Origin of the sequence: Micromonospora haikouensis, assembly GCF_900091595.1 — a bacterium.
Lineage (GTDB): Bacteria > Actinomycetota > Actinomycetes > Mycobacteriales > Micromonosporaceae > Micromonospora > Micromonospora haikouensis.
In genome coordinates, this window is the sequence record NZ_FMCW01000003.1 from 259,211 (window position 1) to 278,832 (window position 19,622).

The window sequence follows — 19,622 nt, forward strand, 5'->3', positions numbered from 1 at the left end:
GCCGGGCAGCGTAACGCCCCTGGGGCGGCCCGGCGAGTCGTGGCGGGGAACCCGCGCCGGGGCACCTGGCGTGCCCCCGGTACGGTCGCCGGTGATGAGGTGGTGGGCGCTGTGACGGACGGGAACACCGTGGGGGAGGCGTACCCCGACGAGGCCGACGCGACCGGCTCGGGCCGGTCGGCCAAGCTGCTGGGCGGGGGCCTGGCCGTCGCGCTCCTCGCGCTGGCCGGCGCGGCCGGTGGCTGGCTGCTGGCCGGTGAGGACGACCCGTCGCCCGGCCTCCCGGCCGCGCAGCCCGACGTCTCGGCCACGGCACCCCCCTCCGAGGCCCCGTCGTCGCCGGCCCGGACGACCGCTCCGGCGACCCGGACCACCGCGCCCACCCGCTCCACCGGGCTGACCGTCCCGCCCGTGGTGGGCACGGACTTCGAGGACGCGCGGGACGAGCTGCGGGACCTGCGGCTGGGCTGGCGGCTGGTCTTCGGCGCGGAGTCGGGGCGGGACGTGCGGCGCGCCGACCCGCCCGTCGGCTCCCCCGTGTCGCGGGGCACGACCGTCGCGCTGTACGTCGCCGGGCCCGCACCCGAGGTCAGCATCCCCGACCTGGTCGGCGACGACTGCGACGACGCGGCCGAGGACCTGGTCGAGGAGGGCCTCTACCCCGGCTATCCGACGGGCCGGACCGGCGTCGTCACGGCCCAGGCGCCGGCGGCCGACAGCACGGCGCACTGGAACGACAAGGTGGCCCTGACCTGCGGCGAGGAGCCCGGCGAGCCGAGCGCGGAGCCGCCGCCCACCCCGTGACGGCGGCTCGCCGCGCCGGTCCCGGCCGCGCTGGCCCACAGCGGTTAGCGTGGATGGGAGGGCCAGCCACCCCGCCCGGTGTGGGAGAGGACGTGCCATGAGCGACGACCGCCAGGACCCGCCCCCCGACGACGCCGGTGACCAGACCCGGCCGCTGCCGAAGCCCGGTGACGACGCCCGGCCGAAGCCGGCCGGCGGGCAGGTGTGGTCCGGTCGGGCCGGGGTGCCGCCGCCCCGACCGGCGGAGTACGGGCCCCCGACCGGCGAGTGGTACGCCGAGGAGCAGCCCGGCCGGCGCTGGTGGACGCCGATCCTGCTCGGTGTCGTGGCGCTGCTGCTGCTCGGCCTGCTGGGCGTCGGCTTCTGGCTGGCCCAGTCGTCCGGCGACGGCACCGGTCCCGAGGAGACGCCGTCGGCGGGCCCGACCTCGGCACCGGCGACGACCGGGGCACCGACGACCGGGGCGACGACCGGTGGGCCGTCCCCCACCCCGACGACGCCGCCGGCCACGACCCCGGCCGGGGTGCCGATGCCGCCGCTGGTGGGGCTGCCCCGGGCGACGGCCGAGCGGATCCTGGACCGGATCGGGGTCGACCACCGCGTCGAGACCCGTGAGTCCGACCGGCCGGCCGGAACGGTGCTGGAGACCGACCCGGAGGCGGGGGCGCTGGTGCCGGCCGGCGATCAGGTCATCCTGGTGGTCGCGGCGGCACCGGCACCGACGAGCAGCGCGGCGGCCCCGACGACCCCGGCGACCCCGACCCCGACCCCCTGACGGCGGATCCGGTCGTCACGCCCGGCACCGGGGTTCGGTCACCGCGCTCCGGGCCCGACGCCGGTCACCACATGCGGCGTCTGGTGCCGACCAGGCCCAGCCCGGCCAGGGAGATGGCGAGCCCGAGGAGACCGGACCAGAACAGGGAGCGGCTCGTCTCGTCCCGCTGGGAGGTGGGCCCCGCCGCGGCCCGCCCGGCCTCGACCACCGGGTCCGTTCCGGCGCCGGCCCCCGCGCCGGCCGGTGGACCGGTCGGCACGCCCGCCGCGTCCGCTCCCGCACCGACGGGGCCCGGGACGGCCGGTGGATCCGCCGGGGCGGCCCAGTCGGGCTCCGGCTCCTCGTCGATGACGGTGATCTCCGGCGCGGGGACCGGCGCGGCCAGCTCGGTGGCCGACAGGGTCGGGTAGCGGACCACCACCCCGAGGGTGGTGGCGGCGCCGAGGAGCGCCAGCAGCCCGAAGGCGTAGATCGTACGGGACCTGTGGTGCCGCCGCGCGGCGGGCAGTATGACCATGACCATCCCAGGTTCAGGGTCCGGGACGCGCGGGGTGGAGACGTTCGCCGGGGTGGGCGTACCGATTCTATGGCGGTGGCACGCCCACCGGGACGGGTTTCGGCTGGTCAGCCGACCCGGACGGGGGTACGCGCCACGGGGCGGCGCTGCCGGACGGGGACGGTGCGCTGCCGGGGTTGGGCGGCGGCCCGAAGCTGGCGCAGGCCTGCGGCCTGCACGTAGATCGAACGCCGGCTGACCGCGTCCCCCGCCGCGTTCAGCTCGTAGCCTTCGAGCCACATCCAACCGTCGTAGGTGGGCCAGTCGAGCACCCGGATCACGCGGAACATGATCGGCTTGAGGAACTGGACACTCGCCGCGCGCGTCACGTGCAGCACGTCACCTGAGCGGGGAAGCACAGAGTTCTCCTGGGGAGATCGGCCGGCGGGCACGCCGGTGGCTGGTGTTTCGGGGGATGTCTCGCCTGGTGACGGGGTTGTGCCTCGTGAACCGGCGGCGCTGGTGATGCTGGTCGGGTCGGGCGCGTTGGTGGCGTGCCCGCACCCGACCAGCACCCCGCCGCTCCCGGTCGTCGCGCCCGCCGCCACAGTCACCCTGACGTGCGGCAGCGGGGTCCTCGCCCGGAGCGGATCTTGTCGTGCGGTGCCGGGCTGGTATCCCTCGACCCGGACGCCCACCCGTCGGCGGATCGTCCCTTTCCGGCGGCCGACCGGAGCGGTGAGTGATTCGAGCCCTACGGACAGATTGCATGAGTGTCGTGCTTCATGCAAGTTGCATGTCGACTTTTGCCGATACGATACGTGAGCGGCTCGCGGAAATAGACGCTTGATGCCGCTGTCCCCGGACCGGCACACTGGACGCCGGTTCCGCCCGTCGCGGCCGGTCGACGACCGGCACCATCACCCCTGCCGCGAACGCTCGCCCGCCGTTCCGACGGTCGCGCCCCCGGCGGGCGTCGACCCCAGGCGCGACCGACCGGAGGTAACCGGGTGAGGGCGAGCAGCGAGCGATTCGGCCCAGTGGGCCGCCGGGGGGCGTCGTGAGCGAGCGGCGCAGCCCGACCATCCGCCGTCGCCGGCTCGGCGCCGAACTGCGCCGGCACCGCGACGCCGCGCGCATCACCATCGAGGCGGTGGCCGAACGGCTGGAGTGCTCGGCGTCGAAGATCTCCAGGATCGAGACCGGCCACACCACCGCCACCCCGCGCGACGTCCGCGACATGCTGCTGATCTATGGAGTGTCCGGCGCGGAGAGCGACGAGCTGGTGCAGATCGCCCGGGAGGCCCGGCAGAAAGGCTGGTGGCACCCCTACAGCACCGTGCTGGTCGGGGCCTACGTCGGGCTGGAGTCGGCCGCCAGCTCCATCCGGCAGTACGAGCAGCAGGTCGTCCCGGGCCTGCTGGAGACCGAGGAGTACGCCTCGGCGATGATCCGCGCCGCCCGGCCGGACTTCACCACCGAACAGGTCCAGCAACGGGTGCGTGTCCGACTGGGCCGTCAGTCGTTGTTGACCCAGGACGATCCGGTCGATCTGTGGGTGGTGCTCGATGAGGCGGTGCTGAGCCGGCCGGTGGGCGGCGACGCGGTGATGCGTGGTCAGCTCAAGCGGCTGGTGGAGGTGGCGGAGCTGCCGAACGTGACGCTCCAGATCCTGCCGTTCTCGGTCGGGGCGCACGCCGGCATGGACGGCACCTTCACCATCCTCAGCTTCCCAGAAGCCAATGATCCGGATGTCGTGTACGCGGAGAACGCCACGGGTGGGCTCTTCCTGGAGAAGAGCGACGAGCTACAGAAGTACAGCTTCATCTTCGATCATGTTCGAGCAGCAGCCATGCGCCCGGAGGAATCCATCGCACAAATCGCAAAACTGGCAGAGGAGCCGTTGTGGAAATGGCGACCAAGGGGTTCCGTGGGGACCTGACGCGGGCGACGTGGTTCAAGAGCTCGAAGAGCGGGCCGAACTGTGACAACTGCGTGGAGGTGGCGTACGTGACCGGGGCGGTCGGGGTGCGGGACTCGAAGGACAAGAGCGGTCCCAACCTGGTCTTCGCTCCGGTAGGCTGGCACGCCTTCGTCGCCGGGGCCAAGGACGGCGCGTTCCTCCGGGACTGATCGCTGACCCCTAGACACGACGGGCGTGACCCCTTCCGGCAGCGTGGCCGGGGCGGGGGTCGCGCCCGTCGCGTTTCCACCGCCGACCCGGGTCGTTGAACCCGTCGGGACGGCGCTGGTCGACGACCCGGACCAGCTACCGGAACGGCAACGGCCACCCGGATCGGCACCCGAGCGAGGCAGGCGAGACGATGACGACGATCGGTTCAGAGAACCTCACCAACGGTCCGGGCAAGCCGGAGCGGTTCGGCGGGAAATACCGCGGGGCCCGCCGGGACACCGTCCTGACGGAGGTCGTCTCCACCGATTCCGAGATCGGCACCCGGGACGACGGCCCGACCGCCCTCGACCAGGCCGTCCCGCCGCTGTCGCTGCCGTCGCTGGACCCGAACCCGCTGACCGAGCCGTCGTTCCCGCCGTCGGGCTGGTCGGCCGGCCCGTCGGTCACCGACTCCCTGGTCGACCACCCGCTGCTGCGCGGGCTGCTGCTGGAGCTGCCCCCCAAGGGCAGCGTGCCGCCGCCCGGCTGGCTGGACCGCTGGTTCGAGGCGACCCGGGCGATCCTGGAACTGCTATACGTGCAGGGCGGCGCTGGCCGCTCGCGCTGACCCGGGCTGCCGGGTCACCGCCCGCTCGGCGAGGCGGCTGTGGCGCAGCGCCTGGCGTACCCCGATCGCGGCGACGCCCAGCGCGGCCACGGTGACGGCGGCGCCGGTGGTGCCGGGCCCGGCGAAGAGGTCGAGGCCGCTGGCCGACAGCACCCCCGGCACGGTGGCCAGGCCGGTGGCCTGGAGCGGCAGGCCGATCAGCGGATGCGCCGCGGCGGCCCGCAGCCCGTGCGGGGCCGGCGTCTCCGGCGCGGCGGCGAACGCCCCCGCACCGGCCCACAGCCGGCGCACCCGGCGGGCCGTGACGACCGCCACCAGCAGCGCGGGGGCGGCGGCCAGTGCCAGGCCGGCGGCGGCCCGGTCGATCGTGCCGGTGCCGGCGCTGGTCAGCCCGACGGCGAGCACGGCCGCCGTCAGGCCGAGGCCGGTCACCGTCAGGGCGAGCAACCATCCGGTACGCCGCCGCAGCGCGCGGGCGCGGTGCGGCCGGGGCAGCCGCTCGGCGAGGAGACCCGCGGCCAGCCACACGCCGGCGATCGGCAACAGCACGATGAGATGCCCGTCCATGCCGTCAGCCTTGCCCAGTTCGACGCCCGCCGAATCCGGGTCGGCCCCCTGTTCGTCCCGCAGGCCCGTCCCGTAGGGGTCGCGCGGGCGGCCTAGACGGCGAAGGTGGCGGGGCGCTCGGTGGCCGGGGTCGGCGGCTTCGCCTTCCACAGGCCGGTCTTCTGCGCCGCCAGCCGGGCCAGGTATGCCGGGTTGAGGATGACGTACCGCCGCCAGAGGCGCTTCGGCTCCAGGCCGAGCCGCCAGAACCACTCCAGGCCGGCCCGCTGCATCCACGGCGGCGGGTTGCGCAGCAGCCCCGCGTGGTAGTCGAAGGCCGCCCCGACGGCCATCATCGGCATGTCCAGCAGCGGGCGCATCGCGTACGTGAAGATCTCCTGCCGGGGGCAGCCGAGCCCCACCAGGACGAGCCGGGCCCCGCTGGACCGGATCCGGTCGGCGATCTCGGCGTCCTCGCCGGGCTGCACGGCGCGGAACTTCGACGGCTCCACCCCGGCGATCTTCAGCGCCGGGAACATCCGCTCCAGGGCGGGGATCAGCCGCGCCAGCGTCTCCTCCGTCGAGCCGTACAGGTAGACCGGCAGGCCCTCCTCGGCGAAGCGGCGCAGCACGTGCAGGGTCAGCAGCGGGCCGTAGACCCGGTCGGCCAGGTTGGCGTGGTGCAGCAGGTTGAGCGCCCAGCGCACCGGCTGCCCGTCCGGGGTGACCACGTCGAACGAGTTGAGCCGGGCGTTGTGGGCCGGGTCGAGCACCCCGGTCATCACCCCGTGCACGGCGAGCGCGGTGAGCGCCAGCGGACGCCGCTCGTACGCCGCCGCCACCACCCGCTCGGTCGCGGTGGCGTAGTCGGTGGCGTCGACGAGGACGCCGAGAACGTTGCGCTTGCTGCCGTCGGTCATGCCCCAGGCACCCACTTGTCCACGTTGGCCTCGTAGATCTCGCGCATGATCATCGGCACGTCGTAGACCTGCTTCCAGTCCGGGTAGTCGGCCTGGAACGCCTCGTTGGAGCCGATCCACCACTTGTGGTCGCCGATCCGGTTCGCCTCGACGTACTCGGTGATCATCTCCTGGCCGGTGATCTGCGCGGCCAGGGCGAACGCCTCCCGGTTGGAGGTGTTGGAGTGCCGGCCGCCGCCGAGGTTGTAGACGGCCGCCGAGCGCGGGTTGCGGAAGAACGCCTCGAACGCCGACACCACGTCCGAGCTGTGGATCGCGTCCCGGACCTGCTTGCCCTGGTAGCCGAAGATCTTGTACGTCCGGCGCTCCATGTTGGCGCGCATCACGTACCCGAGGAAGCCGTGCAGCTCGGTCGCGGAGTGCGCCGGGCCGGTCAGCGTGCCGCCCCGGAAGCAGGCGGTGCGCATCCCGAAGTAGCGGCCGTATTCCTGCACCATCACGTCGGCGGCGACCTTCGACGCGCCGAAGACCGAGTGCAGGCAGGCGTCGATCGACATGTCCTCGCGGATGCCCTGCTCGTACGGGTGCCCCGGCTCGATCTCCCAGCGGGACTCCAGCTCGACCAGCGGGAGGCTGTTGGGGCGGTCGCCGTACACCTTGTTGGTCGAGCAGTGGATCACCGGCGCCTCGATGCAGTGCTCGCGCACGTTCTGCAGCACGTTGAGGGTGCCGCCGGCGTTGACGTCGAAGTCGGTGAACGGGTCGCGCACCGCCCAGTCGTGCGAGGGCTGCGCGGCGGTGTGGATCACCACGGCGATGTCGCGGCCGTACCGGGCGAAGAGCTTCGCCAGCGAGTCGCGGTCGCGGATGTCGATGCTGTGGTGCGCGTACGCCCCGCCGAGCTCCTCGGCCAGCCGCCGGACGTTCCACGCGGTCGACGCCTCGGCGCCGAAGAACTCCTGCCGCATGTCGTTGTCGATGCCGACGACGTCGAGGCCGAGGCCGGCGAAGTGCCGGACCGCCTCGGAACCGATCAGGCCGCCCGACCCGGTCACCAACGCGACACTCACACGCCACTCCTGGTCCATCGGAGGCAGGGAAACGATCGGAGCATAGCGTGACGTCCGGCACCCACCGGATGGGACGCCGGGCCCCACGGAACGGCGAAAGGGCCCCGCGATCCGCGGAGCCCTCGCTCTGGTGGGGAAGGGGGGAGTTGAACCCCCACGCCCTTTCGGGCACACGGACCTGAACCGTGCGCGTCTGCCATTCCGCCACTTCCCCGTGGCTTGACCCGGAACACTTTAACCTGCCCCGGATCCGCTGTCCCCAGCGGCCCGGCACATCCTACGGCGTCCCTGGCCTGCGCCGCGACCGGTTACCGTTCGTGGCGGACGAAACTGTAGCACGGGGGAAAGGGCCCGTTCGAACGGGCCGGCGACGGCCGGCCGAGCGGCGTGTGAGCTGCGCGCGCGCCGGCCGGATACCATCATGTCCTCGGGACCCGAGGAGGAGCCGGTGAGCGTGCTGCAACGCTTCGAGAAGCGTCTGGAAGGCCTGGTGGAGGGAGCCTTCGCCAAGGTCTTCAAAGGGGTGGTCCACCCCGTGGAGATCCTCAACGCCATGCAGCGGGAGGCCGAGGCGCACAAGGCGATCCTGGCCGGCGGGCGCACGTTGGTGCCCAACCGCTACGTGATCGATCTCTCGCCCTACGACCACAACCGCCTGGCGCCGTACGCCGCCGCCCTGGCCCAGGAGCTGGCCCAGTCGCAGGCGGAGTTCATCGGCGAGCAGGCCTGGACGGTCTACGGCGACGTGATCGTCGAGATCGAGCGCGGCGAGGGCCTCGACACCGGCATGTTCCGGGTCACCGCCGAGGTCTACACCGGCGGCGACGTGGCACCGGTCTCCGCGCCGGGCTACGACCAGGGCGGCTACGACGCCGGCCCCGCCTATCCGGCGTACGACCAGGGCGGCGGCTACGGTCCCCCGCCGGGGCACGGCGGTGGGCGCAACGTCCGGCTGGTCTCCGGCGACGGCCGCACCTACCCGCTCCAGATGGGCTCGACCGTGATCGGCCGGGGCGACCAGGCCAACCTGCGCCTGCCCGACGTCGGGATCTCCCGCCGACACGCCCGGCTGGACTTCGACGGTGGTCAGGTCGTGCTGACCGACCTCGGCTCGACCAACGGCACGATGGTCAACGGCCAGCGGGTCTCCGCCGTCGCGCTCAACCCCGGCGACATGATCCAGCTCGGCACCACCACCCTGACCTTCCGCGTGGACGGCTGATCCGCCTTGCCGGAACTCGTCATCACCGTCGCCCGGTTCGGGTTCCTGATCCTGCTGTGGATCTTCGTCTTCACGGTGGTCGGCGTCATCCGCCGGGACCTGTTCGCCGGCGCCCGGTCGGGCCGGCTGGTGGCCGCGCCCCGGGCCGTGGGCGCCTCGACCGGCCAGCCGCAGGCCAAGCCGGCCAAGGCGAAGCGGGGCAGGGCCGCGCACCAGCTGGTGGTGACCGCCGGTCAGCTCGCCGGCACCCGGATCACCCTGGGCGAGGCGCAGATCACCATCGGTCGGGCCGAGGATTCGACCCTCGTCATCACCGACGACTACGCGTCGGCGCGACACGCCCGGCTCGTGCCCCGCGACGGGCAGTGGTTCGTCGAGGACCTCGGATCGACTAACGGCACCTACCTCGATCGCGCTAAGGTCACCGGACCAACCCCCGTCCCCCTCGGCGTGCCGATCCGCATCGGGCGCACCTCTCTCGAATTACGGCCATGACTCTGACCCTGCGCTATGCGGCCCACAGCGACCGCGGTCTGATCCGAGACGGTAACCAGGATTCCGTCTACGCCGGGCCGCGGCTTCTCGCCGTCGCCGACGGCATGGGCGGCATGGCCGCCGGTGACGTCGCCAGCAACATCGTCATCGGTGCCATGGCGCCGCTCGACGAGGACGTCCCCGGTGACGCCCTGGTCGACGCGTTGCGTTCGGCCGTGGGCACCGCCAACCAGCAGCTCCGCGACACCGTGGACGCCAACCCGCAGCTGGAGGGGATGGGCACCACGCTGACCGCGACCCTCTTCTCCGGCACCAAGCTCGGCATGGTCCACATCGGCGACTCGCGGGCCTATCTCCTGCGCAACGGCGAGTTCGCGCAGATCACCAAGGACGACACCTACGTCCAGATGCTCGTCGACGAGGGCCGGATCAGCGCCGAGGAGGCGAGCAGCCACCCCCAGCGCTCCCTGCTCACCCGGGCGCTCGACGGCCGCGACATCGACCCGGAATACAGCGTCCGGCAGGTGCTCCCCGGCGACCGCTACCTGATCTGCAGCGACGGCCTCTCCGGCGTGGTGAGCGCCGAGACCATCGCCGACACCATGCGGGAATACACCGACCCGCAGCAGTGCGTCGAGCGGCTCGTCCAGCTCGCGCTGCGCGGCGGCGGCCCGGACAACATCACGGTGATCATCGCCGACGCCACCGACCGGGACATCGTCGAGGCGAGCCCGATCGTCGGCGGCGCCGCCGCCCGGGACCGGGGCATGGCCACCTCCGCCGACGTCTCCACCCCCGCCGCCCGCGCCTCCGCGCTCTCCGCCCCCCGGCCGCCCGCCCCCGAGGAGCCGGCCGACGACGACGGCGACGACGACCGCCCGAAGCGCCGCCCGCTGCGCACCGCGGCGATGACCCTCGCCCTGCTGGTCATCCTCGGCGGCGCGCTGCTCGGCGGATGGACGTACACGCAGCGGCAGTACTACGTGGGCGCCACCGAGGACGGCCGGGTGGCCGTGTTCCGGGGCGTGCAGGGGCAGATCGCCGGCCTCGACCTCTCCGCCGAGCACTCCGTCAGCCCCGCCCAGCTCGACGACCTCACCCTCGCCGCGCAGGAGCAGGTCAAGCAGGGCATCCCGGCCCGCGACGAGCCTGACGCCGAGCGCCGGCTGGCCGAGCTGACCAGCGACGACCCGCTGAACCCCAACCTGAAGCCGATCTGCCAGCCGACCCCGACGCCGACCCCCGAGGCGACGACGCCGGAGCCCACGAGGCCCCCGGTCAAGCCGGGGGCGACCCGTACGGCCTCCGGCAGCGCCCGACCCGTCGACACCCCGACCCCCGCGCCCACCGAGACGCCCGACGTGCTGCCCTCCGACACGGTTCCGCCGGCCGACCCGGCCGGGTGCCGGTCGCCGGAGTGAGCGTCGGCTGAGAAACCTGAGGACACCTCCGTGACCGCAGCCGCCGCACCGGCCGCCTCGCCCGCAATGACGGGCGAGCAGCCCGGCGTACGCCTGGCCCGGTCGCGGCGCAACGCCGAACTGTCGTTGCTGCTGCTGGCCCTGGTGATCGTCGCCGCGTACGGCGCGACGGTGGAGGCGACCGTGCTCGACACGGTCACCCCGGACTTCTGGGTCCCCACCGCCGTGCTGGCGGGCGTCTTCCTCGCCCTGCACGTCGTCATCCGGTACCTGGCCCCCTACGCCGACCCGGCCCTGCTGCCGGCGGTGGCGCTGCTCAACGGCATCGGGGTGGGCTTCCTGCGCCGGCTCGACCTGGCCCGGGCCGCCCCCGCCGACCGGGAGTCGCTGGCGATCTTCGCCGGCAACGGCGGTCGCCAGTTCGCCTGGACGCTGGCGTCGGTGATGCTCGCCGCCGGCCTGCTGGCGCTGATGCGCGACCACCGGTCGGTCTCCCGGTACGCCTACACGCTGGGCCTCGCCGGCATCGTGCTGGTGATGATCCCGGCGGTGCTGCCGGCGAAATACTCGGAGATCTACGGCGCGAAGCTGTGGATCATCGTGCCCGGGGTGGGGCAGATCCAGCCGGGTGAGTTCGCCAAGCTCGCGCTGCTCGCCTTCTTCGCCTACTACCTGGTGCGCAAGCGCGAGGTGCTGTCGCTGGCCAGCCACCGGTTCCTCGGCATCGACTTCCCGCGCGGGCGGGACCTGGGGCCGGTGCTCGCGGTCTGGGCGCTGAGCGTGCTGGTGCTCGTCTTCGAGAAGGACCTGGGCACCTCGCTGCTCTACTTCGGCATGTTCGTGGTGACGCTCTACATCGCCACCGAACGGGTGAGCTGGCTGCTCATCGGCCTGATCCTGTTCTTCGGCGGCGCCTACCTCGCGTACGTGCTCGGCGGCGTCGTCGGCGGGCCGTTCGCCAACTTCCACCTGCGGGCCCAGATCTGGCTGGACCCGTTCGCCGACCCCTACCAGGACGGCTACCAGCTCGTCCAGGGTCTGCTGGCGCTGGGCAGCGGCGGCCTGTTCGGCGCGGGGCCGGGCGGCGGGGAGCCGCTGGAGATCCCCGAGGTGCAGAACGACTTCATCTTCGCCGGCATCGGCGAGGAGATCGGGCTGTTCGGCCTCTCCGCGCTGCTGGTGGTCTACCTGCTCATCGTGGAGCGGGGCCTGCGGGCCGCGCTCGCCGTGCGGGACTCGTTCGGCAAGCTGCTCGCCGGGGGCCTCGCCTTCACCCTCGGCCTGCAGGTCTTCGTGATCGTCGGCGGGATCAGCAAGCTCATCCCGCTGACCGGTCAGACCACCCCGTTCCTCTCCGCCGGTGGCTCGTCGCTGATGGCGAACTGGCTGCTCATCGCGGTGCTGCTGCGGGTCTCCGACGCGGCCCGCCGCCCGGTGACCGGTGGTGGTGGCCCGGCGGCCCGACCAGGGGGCGGCCCACCCGAGCAGTTGCACGGTGCCCCCACGGAGGTGATCAGGCCGTGAACGCACCCCTGCGCCGCGTCGGTGTCGTCGCGATGGTCCTGTTCGGTCTGCTCTTCGCGAACCTGAACTGGATCCAGGCCTACAAGGCCGACGAATACCGCAACAGCGACTACAACGGCCGGGTCCAGGTGGCCGAGTACGAGCGCAAGCGCGGCAACATCGAGGCCGGCGGCACGGCGCTCGCCACCAGCAAGGAGACGGGCGGCAAGCTGCGGTTCCTGCGCACCTACCCCGGCGGCGAGAAATACGCGCACGTGCTCGGCTACAAGCCGGTCAACCTCGGCGACACCGGCATCGAGCGGGTTGAGAACGACTTCCTCGCCGGCACCAGCGACGCGCTGATCGCCAACCGGATCAAGGACATGTTCACCGGCGACGAGACGGGCGGCGGCAACGTGCTGCTGACCCTCTCCAAGCGGGCCCAGGACGCCGCGTTCAACGGGCTGTCCAACAACCAGGTCGGGGCGAAGAAGGGCGCGGCGATCGCGTTCGACCCGCGCACCGGCGCGGTGCAGGCGCTGGTCTCCATGCCCAGCTTCGACCCGAACCCGCTGGCCAGCCACGACACGGACGAGGCGACGGCGGCGTACAACAAGCTGGAAAGCGCCGAGGGCGGCCCGCTGAAGAACCGGGCGCTGTCGGAGGTGCTGCCCCCGGGCTCCACCTTCAAGATCGTGGTGGCCGCCGCCGCGCTGGAGAACGGCATCGGCAAGAACACCCAGATCCCGGCCGGCCCCAGCTACACCCCGCCGACCTCGGGCACCCCGATCCGCAACGCGGTGCCGTCGATCTGCCCGGAGTCCGAGGTCAGCCTGATCAGCGCGGTCACCGAGTCCTGCAACACGGGCTTCGCCAAGCTCGGCGTGGAGCTCGGCGCGGACACGGTGAAGGAGAAGGCCCGCCAGTTCGGCTTCGAGCAGGACGACCTGACCGTCGGCCAGCTCGGCGAGGGCGGGCTGCCGGTGGCGGCCAGCCGCACCGGGGCCATGCAGGGCCCCGACGGCAGCACCGACCCGGCCGCGCTGGCCCAGTCCTCCATCGGCCAGCGGGACGTCAAGATGACCCCGTTGCAGGGGGCCCTGATCGCCGGGGCGGTCGCCAACGGCGGCAGCCAGATGCGGCCCTACCTGGTGCGGCAGCTCCTCGCACCGGACCGCACCACCAGCTACTACACGGCCAAGCCGCGCGAGCTGCGCCAGCCGGTCAGCGGGCAGGTCGCGTCGGACCTGCGCGACATGATGGTGAGCGTGGTGGAGAACGGCACCGGCCGCAACGCGAAGTTCAACGGCTACACCGTCGGCGGCAAGACCGGCACGGCCCAGTCGGGCCCGCAGACCCCTGACCACGGCTGGTTCATCGGCTTCGCCCTGGATTCGAAGGGCACCCCGGTCTCCGCGGTCTGCGTGGTGCTGGAGGAGGCGGGCAGCGGCGGCAGCGCCGAGGCGGCCCGGATCGCCGGCAAGATCATGCAGGCGGCGGCCGCCGACTCCGGGGGGCGCTGACATGCTCAGCCCCGGGGTCCAGCTCGGCAACCGCTACCGCCTCGACGAGCGGATCGCCAGCGGCGGCATGGGTGACGTGTGGCGCGGCACCGACCAGGTGCTCGGCCGCACGGTCGCCGTGAAGAGCCTGCTCCCGGCGCTGCTCGACGACCCCGACTTCGCCGAGCGCTTCCGCGGCGAGGCCCGCACCATGGCCACGATCAACCACCCCGGCGTGGTCGACGTCTACGACTTCGGCAACGACCAGCAGATCGCCTTCCTGGTGATGGAATACGTCGAGGGCGACGCGCTCTCCTCGACGCTGGGCCGGGTCGGCCGGCTCACCCCGGCGCGCACCATGGCCCTGCTCGCCCAGGCAGCCGACGCGCTGCACGCGGCGCACTGCAAGGGCATCGTGCACCGCGACGTGAAGCCCGGCAACCTGCTGGTCCGGCCCAACGGCACCCTCGTGCTGACCGACTTCGGCATCGCCCGGTCGGAGCTGGTCGCCCAGCTCACCGCCGCCGGCTCGGTGCTCGGCACCGCCTCCTACATCTCCCCCGAGCAGGCCACCGGCGCGGTGGCCACGCCCGCCTCCGACGTCTACGCCCTCGGCGTGGTCGCCTACCAGTGCCTGGCCGGCCGGCGGCCGTTCGAGGGCGACAACCCGCTGGAAATCGCCATGAAGCACGTCCGGGACACCCCCCGGCCGCTGCCGGCGGACATCCCACCCCCGGTGCGGGCCATCGTCGAGCGGGCCATGGCGAAGGACCCGGCCGCCCGCTGGCCCAGCGCCGCCGCCCTCGCCGGGGTGGCCCGGCAGGCGAAGCTCGCGCTGGGGCAGCAGTCCCGTGGCGGCGGCCACGTCGGGCAGGTCTCCGCCGCCCCGGCGTCCCCGGCCGGCCCGCAGGCGCGCGCCCAGGTGCCGCCCGCGTCCCGGCAGCAGCCCCGGCCGCCCGCGGTGGCGCAGCGCCCGGTGCCGACCTCCGGCCCGCCGCAGCAGCGCCCGGTCCCGGCGTCGGCCCCGCCGCAGCCGCGTCCCCCGGTCACCCACCAGCCCCGCCCGCCGGTGGTGCACCAGCAGCCCCACCCGCCGGCCGGCGTGCCCCGTCCGCCGGTGGCCAACCCGCCGGCCTACCCGCGCGGCGCGGCGACCGTGCCGCCGCCGGCCCCGGTCCACCAGGCCAACCCCCTCGCATACGCCCGCCAGCCCGGCCCGCCCCCGGCCCCGCCGCAGCGGTCCAGGTCAGGGGCGGTTTGGCTGTTCATCCTGGTGGCCACACTGGTCCTGCTCTGCTCCGGCGTGATTTCCTACAACCTGCGGAAGAATGCGGCAGCCGGTGACCCCGGCGGGTCCGGTGCCCGGGCCGTGGCGTCCGGCGCGCTGCAGGCCGGTGGGCGCGACGATCCGTCCGGGACGCCGTACCGTCGAGTGGAACGACTCCTGCCGGGCGGCGGCGAGACGACGACGAGCGAAGGACGACAGACGCGATGACAGCGCAGGCCCGCCTGCTCGGTGGCAGGTATCAGGTCGGCGAGCTGCTCGGCTACGGCGGCATGGCCGAGGTGCACCGCGGCCGTGACCTCCGGCTCGGTCGCGACGTCGCGATCAAGATGCTCCGGGCCGATCTGGCCCGCGACGCCACCTTCCAGATGCGGTTCCGGCGGGAGGCGCAGAACGCCGCCTCGCTCAACCACCCGGCCATCGTCGCGGTCTACGACACCGGCGAGGAGACGGGGCCGACCGGCGAGACGCTGCCGTTCATCGTGATGGAGTTCGTCAACGGGCGGACCCTCAAGGAGGTGCTCGGCGTCGAGGGGCGGCTCCAGCCGCGCCGGGCGCTGGAGATCTGCGCCGACATGTGCGCCGCGCTGGAGTTCAGCCACCGGCACGGGATCATCCACCGCGACATCAAGCCCGGCAACGTCATGCTCACCCAGACCGGCCAGGTCAAGGTGATGGACTTCGGCATCGCCCGGGCGCTGGCCTCCGGCGCCACCACGATGACGCAGACCAGCGCGGTCATCGGCACGGCGCAATACCTCTCGCCCGAGCAGGCGCGCGGCGAGGCGGTCGACGCCCGCTCCGACGTGTACGCCGGCGGCTGCGTGCTGTTCGAGCTGCTCTGCGGCCACCCGCCGTTCGTCGGGGACAGCCCGGTCAGCGTGGCGTACCAGCACGTGCGGGAGGCCCCGCCGACGCCGAGCGACATCAACCCCGACGTCAACCCCGCCGTCGACGCGATCGTGCTCAAGGCGCTGTCGAAGAACCCCCTCAACCGCTACCAGAGCGCCGGCGAGATGCGGGCCGACCTGCTCCGCGCGGCGGCCGGCCGGCCGGTGCTCGCCACCCCGGTGATGCGCGAGGCCGAGACCGCGCCGATGTCGGCCGCCGGGTCGGGCTACCCGACCCAGGTCGTCGGCGGCGCGGCCACCCGGCAGCAGATGCCGGCCCGGGTCGGCGACCCGCGCCAGCGCCGGGCGTCCTCCTGGGTGATCGCCACCTTCGCCGCGCTCGGCGTGCTCGCGGTCATCGCCCTGGTCACCGCCTACCTGATGAGCCAGGGCGGCACCGAGAAGATCGCCGTCCCCGACCTGACGGGCCAGACCCAGGCGGCGGCGGTGGCCCAGCTCGAACAGGCCGGCCTGGTCCCCGCCGTCGGTGACCCGATCGCCAACAGCACCTGCAAGAAGGACACCGTCGCGGCGCAGAACCCCCCGCCGACCGCCCAGCTGGAGAAGGGCCGGGGCGTCACCATCCAGCTCTGCTCCGGCAAGCCGGAGGTGACGATCCCCAACGGGCTGGTTGGCTCCCAGTTCGACAACGTCGAGCAGCAGCTCGAAGCCCTCAAGCTGAAGGTGAACAAGAAGGAGGTCAGCAGCTCCTCGCCGGAGGGGATCGTCACGAACGTCTCCCCGAAGTCCGGCACCAAGGTCGCCGAGGAGAGCACCGTGACCGTGGAGGTCTCCCGGGGCAACGTCCGGCAGGTGCCGAACGTCGTCGGCTCCTCGGCCGACGACGCCAAGCGCGAGCTGGAGCAGGCCGGTTACGTGGTGAGGATCGTCGACGGCGACGAGGTCCCCGCCGACCAGGCGGGCAAGGTGTCCGGCCAGAACCCCCGGGGCGGCACGGAGCTGGAGCGGGGCAAGCGGGTCACCATCGAGGTCGACATCCCCGAGCCCACCCCCGAGCCGACCGAGCCGACGGGCAACCCGCCGGTCACGCCCACGCCGACCCCGCCGATCAACGGGCGGGGGTGGCGGCAACGGCGGCGGCTTGCCCTTCCCGACCCCGCCGGTCCGCCTCAACCAGGACTGACGCCGGCCGAGGCTCGTCGATCAACGCGTTCGCCGACGGACGAGCGCGTTGATCCACACCATGCCGGCGACATGGCGCCGTCCACCGGGCCGGACCGCCCCATCTCGCCGACAGGCCGCTTCCCAGCCAGCGCCGCCCAGCGCGGAAAACCGGGAGCCGGTCAGGCGGCGGCGAAGGCGGCAAGACGGCGCGCGTCCACCTCGGCGGCCAGCGCCGGGGCGCGCTCCAGCGCCTCCGGGTGGCCGCAGGCGGCGAGCCAGTTCGCCAGCATCAGGTGACCGCCCTCGGTCAGCACTGACTCCGGGTGGAACTGGACGCCCTCGATCGGCAGGGTGCGGTGCCGCATCGCCATCACCACCCCCGAGCCCGTCCAGCCGGTGACCTCCAGCTCCTCGGGCAGCGTCTCGGGCAGCACGGCGAGCGAGTGGTAGCGGGTCGCGGTGAACGGGCCCGGCAGGCCGGCAAGCACCCCGACGCCGCGGTGGCTGACCTCGGAGGTCTTGCCGTGCAGCAGCTCGGGGGCGCGGGCCACGGTGGCACCGAACGCCTCGCCGATGGCCTGGTGACCCAGGCAGACGCCGAAGATCGGCAGCTCGCCCGCGTACCGGCGGATGACGTCGAGGCAGATGCCGGCGCGGTCGGGGCTGCCCGGCCCCGGGGAGAGCAGGACGCCGGCCGCGCCGATCCGCCCCACCTCCTCGACGTCGATCTCGTCGTTGCGCCGCACCTCGCAGTCCACCCCGAGCTGGCCGAGGTACTGCACGAGGTTGAAGACGAACGAGTCGTAGTTGTCGATCACCAGGACGCGCATCGTCACCTGCTCGGAGAGGGGGGCGGGGTGTTGTTCTGCTCGGTGTCGTACGGCAGGTCGTGCTCGTCGCCGGCCGGCGGGGCGTTGCCGTCCACGCCCGAGCCGCCGCCCGGCACCCCGGAGTCCTGGGTGACCTGCACGTCGTCGAAGGGGAGCAGCGGCTCCGCCCACGGGAAGACCACATACCAGAGCAGGGCCACCGTGGCGGTGGCCAACAGCAGTGAGCCGATCAGCTTGCCGGGCACGCCCAACGGCAGCTTGCGCCAGATCCAGGCGTACATCGTCAGCCCCCCAGCTCCGCCGGTTGACCCGCCGACTTGGGCTGCGTACGGGTCAGCTCGGCGTGCACGATCAGGCGCTGGTAGTTGTCGAACTTCGGGTTGCAGGTGGTCAGCGTGAGCACCTTCTTCGTCGGTTTCGCGTCCGGCTGCATCGGCACCGGAGCGACGACCTCGACCTGGTTGGGCTTGACGATGCGCGACTTGTAGACCTGGTAGACGTACCACTCGGTCTTGCCCTCGACGACGATCGCGTCGCCCGGGTTCAGCTCGTCCAGCCGCCAGAAGGTCGCCCGGTTGCGGTGGCCGGCGACGGAGAAGTTGCCCACCTCGCCGGGCATCGCGCTGTCCGGGTAGTGGCCCGGGGCGTACCGGATGTCCTGCTGGGTGACTCCCTCGACCACGACCCAGTTCTTGTCGAGCTTCGGGATGTAGAGCCCGGCGATGGGCTTGCCGTGCGCCGGTGGCTTCGGCTTCGCCGACGCGCTCGCGCTGGGAGCCACGGTCGGGTCGCCGGTGGGACCCCAGGCCTGGGCGAGCTGGTTGCTGAGGTCGTTCTGGTGGGCGTCGACGATGGCCGACTTGCCCCACACCTCGTAGCCGGCGAAGAGGAGCACCACCAGGCCGAAGGTGATCAGCAGCTCGCCGGTGAACCGGACCCCGGTGCGCAGCCGGCTCCAGAACGTCGGGCGGGTGAGGTCGGAGTAGACGCTCTTGTAGCCCTCGTCGGTCTGCTCGGCCCGGAGCTGGACCACCCGCTCGCCGCGACGCGGCCGGGGCGGCTCGGCCGGCTCCCCGTCGGTGGCGGCCTCGTCGCCGTTGTCGGGCAGGCGCGGCACCGCGCCCATCAGCGCGGTCGCGTCGGGGGCCGGAGGCCGAGGGGGCACCGCCGGGATGACGGCGGTGGCCGCCGGGTCGACGGGGTGACCAGGGCTGCCGCCCGGCGGAACCGGACGCCCCGCCCCGGGGGACACCGGCGCGGGCGACACCGGGCCGGGGCGGTCGACCGCCCCGGGCGGCGGGGTGCCGTGCGGCGGGGTGCCGTGCGGCGGGGTGCCGTGCGGCGGGGTGCCGGGTTGGTGGTCCGCGGCGGGCGGCACCGGGCCGGGGCGGCGGTCCGCAGGGGGACGGTTGACCGCGTCGGGCGGCGCGGTGCCCGGGAAGCCGGACCCACGGGAGAAAGTCGCCCCGGAGCGGTCGTCGGCGCGCGCCTCGACCGGGGGGAGGAAGGCCGTGGGACCGTCGGTGTCGTTCGCCGGACGGGGGGCGGGCCTGAGCTCGGCCGGGCGGTGACCCGGCCCGAACCCGGCGTCGCCGCCGACGGGCCGCCGCTCGTACGGTGCCCGCCCGGGCTCGGCGCCGTTGCCCGAGGGGCGTCCGTACGGCGTCTGGTCGGGCTCGCCCGCCGGCCGGCGGGCCGGGACGTCCACGGGCGGCCGCGCGGCCGGGGCCTGCGGGGGCGTGTCCAGCGGGGGGTGGGCCGGGGGCTGCGGGGGCGTGCCCAGTGGAGGGTGGGCCGGGGCCGGTGGCCCGGATGCGGGCTGCTGCGGGGTGCCGGCGAACCAGTCGGTGCCGCGCCCGGGGTCCGGGGTCGGTGCGGGCCGCTGCTGGGCGCGGGGCCCGGCCAGGGGCGGGGCCGCCTCCGCGGGTGCCCGGCCGGGCGTCGCCGGCCGCTGGGCGTGGGGCACCGCCGGGCGGGGCGTCAGCACGGGCGTGGGC

At 73.6% G+C, this 19,622-nt stretch carries 19 protein-coding genes, 1 tRNA gene and 1 pseudogene; 12 read left to right on the forward strand and 9 right to left on the reverse strand.

What is annotated here, in order from left to right; genetic code table 11:
• Positions 1-111: 111 nt before the first annotated feature.
• Together GA0070558_RS04675 and GA0070558_RS04680 are read left to right on the forward strand one after the other, a co-directional pair.
• Positions 112-804 (forward strand): PASTA domain-containing protein, encoded by a 693-nt coding sequence (locus GA0070558_RS04675; RefSeq protein WP_091276116.1) that lies wholly within the window; start codon positions 112-114, stop codon positions 802-804.
• 97 nt (positions 805-901) lie between these two features.
• A complete protein-coding gene (locus GA0070558_RS04680; RefSeq protein WP_091276120.1) occupies positions 902-1,579 on the forward strand; it encodes a PASTA domain-containing protein in 678 nt (225 codons plus the stop codon).
• 64 nt (positions 1,580-1,643) lie between these two features.
• Here the strand turns inward: GA0070558_RS04680 and GA0070558_RS04685 are convergent, their stop codons facing one another.
• Together GA0070558_RS04685 and GA0070558_RS04690 are read right to left on the reverse strand one after the other, a co-directional pair.
• Positions 1,644-2,102 carry a hypothetical protein gene (locus tag GA0070558_RS04685; protein ID WP_091276123.1) on the reverse strand — a complete coding sequence of 153 codons (459 nt, stop codon included), beginning with the start codon at positions 2,100-2,102 and terminating at the stop codon, positions 1,644-1,646.
• Positions 2,103-2,203: 101 nt separating this feature from the next.
• The gene (locus GA0070558_RS04690; RefSeq protein WP_091276126.1) at positions 2,204-2,494 is read right to left on the reverse strand and encodes a hypothetical protein; all 291 of its coding nucleotides are present in this window, start codon (positions 2,492-2,494) and stop codon (positions 2,204-2,206) included.
• Between the two features lie 641 nt (positions 2,495-3,135).
• Between GA0070558_RS04690 and GA0070558_RS04695 the strand changes: the two genes are divergently transcribed.
• The 3 genes from GA0070558_RS04695 to GA0070558_RS04705 all read left to right on the forward strand — a co-directional run bounded on the left by GA0070558_RS04695 (position 3,136) and on the right by GA0070558_RS04705 (position 4,816).
• Complete coding sequence (locus GA0070558_RS04695) at positions 3,136-4,017, forward strand: helix-turn-helix domain-containing protein (RefSeq protein WP_077935411.1); 882 nt, start codon at positions 3,136-3,138, stop codon at positions 4,015-4,017.
• On the forward strand, positions 3,987-4,208 hold the full coding sequence (locus GA0070558_RS04700) for a DUF397 domain-containing protein (protein ID WP_091276129.1): 222 nt from the start codon (positions 3,987-3,989) through the stop codon (positions 4,206-4,208). Before GA0070558_RS04695 ends, GA0070558_RS04700 begins: the two co-directional genes overlap by 31 nt.
• A gap of 191 nt (positions 4,209-4,399) precedes the next feature.
• Entirely contained in the window at positions 4,400-4,816 is a 417-nt protein-coding gene (locus GA0070558_RS04705; RefSeq protein WP_091276292.1) for a hypothetical protein, read from the forward strand.
• Here GA0070558_RS04705 and GA0070558_RS04710 read toward each other — a convergent pair.
• The 4 genes from GA0070558_RS04710 to GA0070558_RS04725 all read right to left on the reverse strand — a co-directional run bounded on the left by GA0070558_RS04710 (position 4,781) and on the right by GA0070558_RS04725 (position 7,566).
• Positions 4,781-5,383, reverse strand: coding sequence for a hypothetical protein (locus tag GA0070558_RS04710; protein WP_077935412.1), 603 nt, complete (start codon positions 5,381-5,383; stop codon positions 4,781-4,783). The two genes, GA0070558_RS04705 and GA0070558_RS04710, sit on opposite strands and share 36 nt — an antisense overlap.
• A gap of 92 nt (positions 5,384-5,475) precedes the next feature.
• On the reverse strand, positions 5,476-6,282 hold the full coding sequence (locus GA0070558_RS04715; RefSeq protein ID WP_091276295.1) for a WecB/TagA/CpsF family glycosyltransferase: 807 nt from the start codon (positions 6,280-6,282) through the stop codon (positions 5,476-5,478).
• The gene (locus tag GA0070558_RS04720; RefSeq protein ID WP_091276132.1) at positions 6,279-7,352 is read right to left on the reverse strand and encodes an NAD-dependent epimerase/dehydratase family protein; all 1,074 of its coding nucleotides are present in this window, start codon (positions 7,350-7,352) and stop codon (positions 6,279-6,281) included. The genes GA0070558_RS04715 and GA0070558_RS04720 overlap by 4 nt, the downstream gene beginning before the upstream one ends.
• A 128-nt stretch (positions 7,353-7,480) precedes the next feature.
• A tRNA-Leu gene (locus tag GA0070558_RS04725) sits at positions 7,481-7,566 on the reverse strand.
• A 207-nt stretch (positions 7,567-7,773) separates the two neighbouring features.
• Here GA0070558_RS04725 and GA0070558_RS04730 point away from each other — a divergent pair.
• The 7 genes and pseudogenes from GA0070558_RS04730 to pknB all read left to right on the forward strand — a co-directional run bounded on the left by GA0070558_RS04730 (position 7,774) and on the right by pknB (position 16,814).
• Entirely contained in the window at positions 7,774-8,574 is an 801-nt protein-coding gene (locus GA0070558_RS04730; protein ID WP_043961072.1) for an FHA domain-containing protein, read from the forward strand.
• A gap of 6 nt (positions 8,575-8,580) precedes the next feature.
• A complete protein-coding gene (locus GA0070558_RS04735; RefSeq protein WP_074475676.1) occupies positions 8,581-9,069 on the forward strand; it encodes an FHA domain-containing protein FhaB/FipA in 489 nt (162 codons plus the stop codon).
• A complete protein-coding gene (locus tag GA0070558_RS04740; protein ID WP_091276134.1) occupies positions 9,066-10,490 on the forward strand; it encodes a PP2C family protein-serine/threonine phosphatase in 1,425 nt (474 codons plus the stop codon). Before GA0070558_RS04735 ends, GA0070558_RS04740 begins: the two co-directional genes overlap by 4 nt.
• A 66-nt stretch (positions 10,491-10,556) precedes the next feature.
• Positions 10,557-12,014: an FtsW/RodA/SpoVE family cell cycle protein gene (locus GA0070558_RS04745; RefSeq protein ID WP_091276137.1), complete on the forward strand. Its 1,458-nt coding sequence runs from the start codon at positions 10,557-10,559 to the stop codon at positions 12,012-12,014.
• Positions 12,011-13,516, forward strand: a complete 1,506-nt coding sequence (locus GA0070558_RS04750) for a peptidoglycan D,D-transpeptidase FtsI family protein (RefSeq protein ID WP_091276140.1) — start codon at positions 12,011-12,013, stop codon at positions 13,514-13,516. The genes GA0070558_RS04745 and GA0070558_RS04750 overlap by 4 nt, the downstream gene beginning before the upstream one ends.
• A gap of 1 nt (position 13,517) precedes the next feature.
• Complete coding sequence (locus tag GA0070558_RS04755; RefSeq protein ID WP_091276143.1) at positions 13,518-14,990, forward strand: serine/threonine-protein kinase; 1,473 nt, start codon at positions 13,518-13,520, stop codon at positions 14,988-14,990.
• A pseudogene (gene pknB / locus GA0070558_RS04760) lies at positions 14,987-16,814 on the forward strand (Stk1 family PASTA domain-containing Ser/Thr kinase). The gene GA0070558_RS04755 and the pseudogene pknB overlap by 4 nt, the downstream one beginning before the upstream one ends.
• A gap of 160 nt (positions 16,815-16,974) precedes the next feature.
• On the opposite strand, the gene GA0070558_RS04765 reads toward pknB, so the two are convergent.
• Genes GA0070558_RS04765 through GA0070558_RS04775 form a run of 3 tightly spaced genes read right to left on the reverse strand, consistent with a single transcriptional unit; the run spans position 16,975 to position 19,612 of the window.
• A complete protein-coding gene (locus GA0070558_RS04765) occupies positions 16,975-17,625 on the reverse strand; it encodes an aminodeoxychorismate/anthranilate synthase component II (RefSeq protein WP_091276146.1) in 651 nt (216 codons plus the stop codon).
• 2 nt (positions 17,626-17,627) lie between these two features.
• Positions 17,628-17,906: a hypothetical protein gene (locus GA0070558_RS04770; protein WP_043961080.1), complete on the reverse strand. Its 279-nt coding sequence runs from the start codon at positions 17,904-17,906 to the stop codon at positions 17,628-17,630.
• 2 nt (positions 17,907-17,908) lie between these two features.
• Positions 17,909-19,612 (reverse strand): class E sortase, encoded by a 1,704-nt coding sequence (locus GA0070558_RS04775; RefSeq protein WP_256091765.1) that lies wholly within the window; start codon positions 19,610-19,612, stop codon positions 17,909-17,911.
• Positions 19,613-19,622: the final 10 nt, after the last annotated feature.

Coding starts and splice junctions, on each gene's coding strand:
- GA0070558_RS04680 (WP_091276120.1), top strand. CDS start 902: ATGAGCGACGACCGCCAGGACCCGCCCCCCGACGACGCCGGTGACCAG.
- GA0070558_RS04685 (WP_091276123.1), bottom strand. CDS start 2,102: ATGGTCATGGTCATACTGCCCGCCGCGCGGCGGCACCACAGGTCCCGT.
- GA0070558_RS04700 (WP_091276129.1), top strand. CDS start 3,987: ATGGCGACCAAGGGGTTCCGTGGGGACCTGACGCGGGCGACGTGGTTC.
- GA0070558_RS04705 (WP_091276292.1), top strand. CDS start 4,400: ATGACGACGATCGGTTCAGAGAACCTCACCAACGGTCCGGGCAAGCCG.
- GA0070558_RS04710 (WP_077935412.1), bottom strand. CDS start 5,383: ATGGACGGGCATCTCATCGTGCTGTTGCCGATCGCCGGCGTGTGGCTG.
- GA0070558_RS04715 (WP_091276295.1), bottom strand. CDS start 6,282: ATGACCGACGGCAGCAAGCGCAACGTTCTCGGCGTCCTCGTCGACGCC.
- GA0070558_RS04730 (WP_043961072.1), top strand. CDS start 7,774: ATGTCCTCGGGACCCGAGGAGGAGCCGGTGAGCGTGCTGCAACGCTTC.
- GA0070558_RS04740 (WP_091276134.1), top strand. CDS start 9,066: ATGACTCTGACCCTGCGCTATGCGGCCCACAGCGACCGCGGTCTGATC.
- GA0070558_RS04745 (WP_091276137.1), top strand. CDS start 10,557: ATGACGGGCGAGCAGCCCGGCGTACGCCTGGCCCGGTCGCGGCGCAAC.
- GA0070558_RS04755 (WP_091276143.1), top strand. CDS start 13,518: ATGCTCAGCCCCGGGGTCCAGCTCGGCAACCGCTACCGCCTCGACGAG.
- GA0070558_RS04765 (WP_091276146.1), bottom strand. CDS start 17,625: ATGCGCGTCCTGGTGATCGACAACTACGACTCGTTCGTCTTCAACCTC.
- GA0070558_RS04770 (WP_043961080.1), bottom strand. CDS start 17,906: ATGTACGCCTGGATCTGGCGCAAGCTGCCGTTGGGCGTGCCCGGCAAG.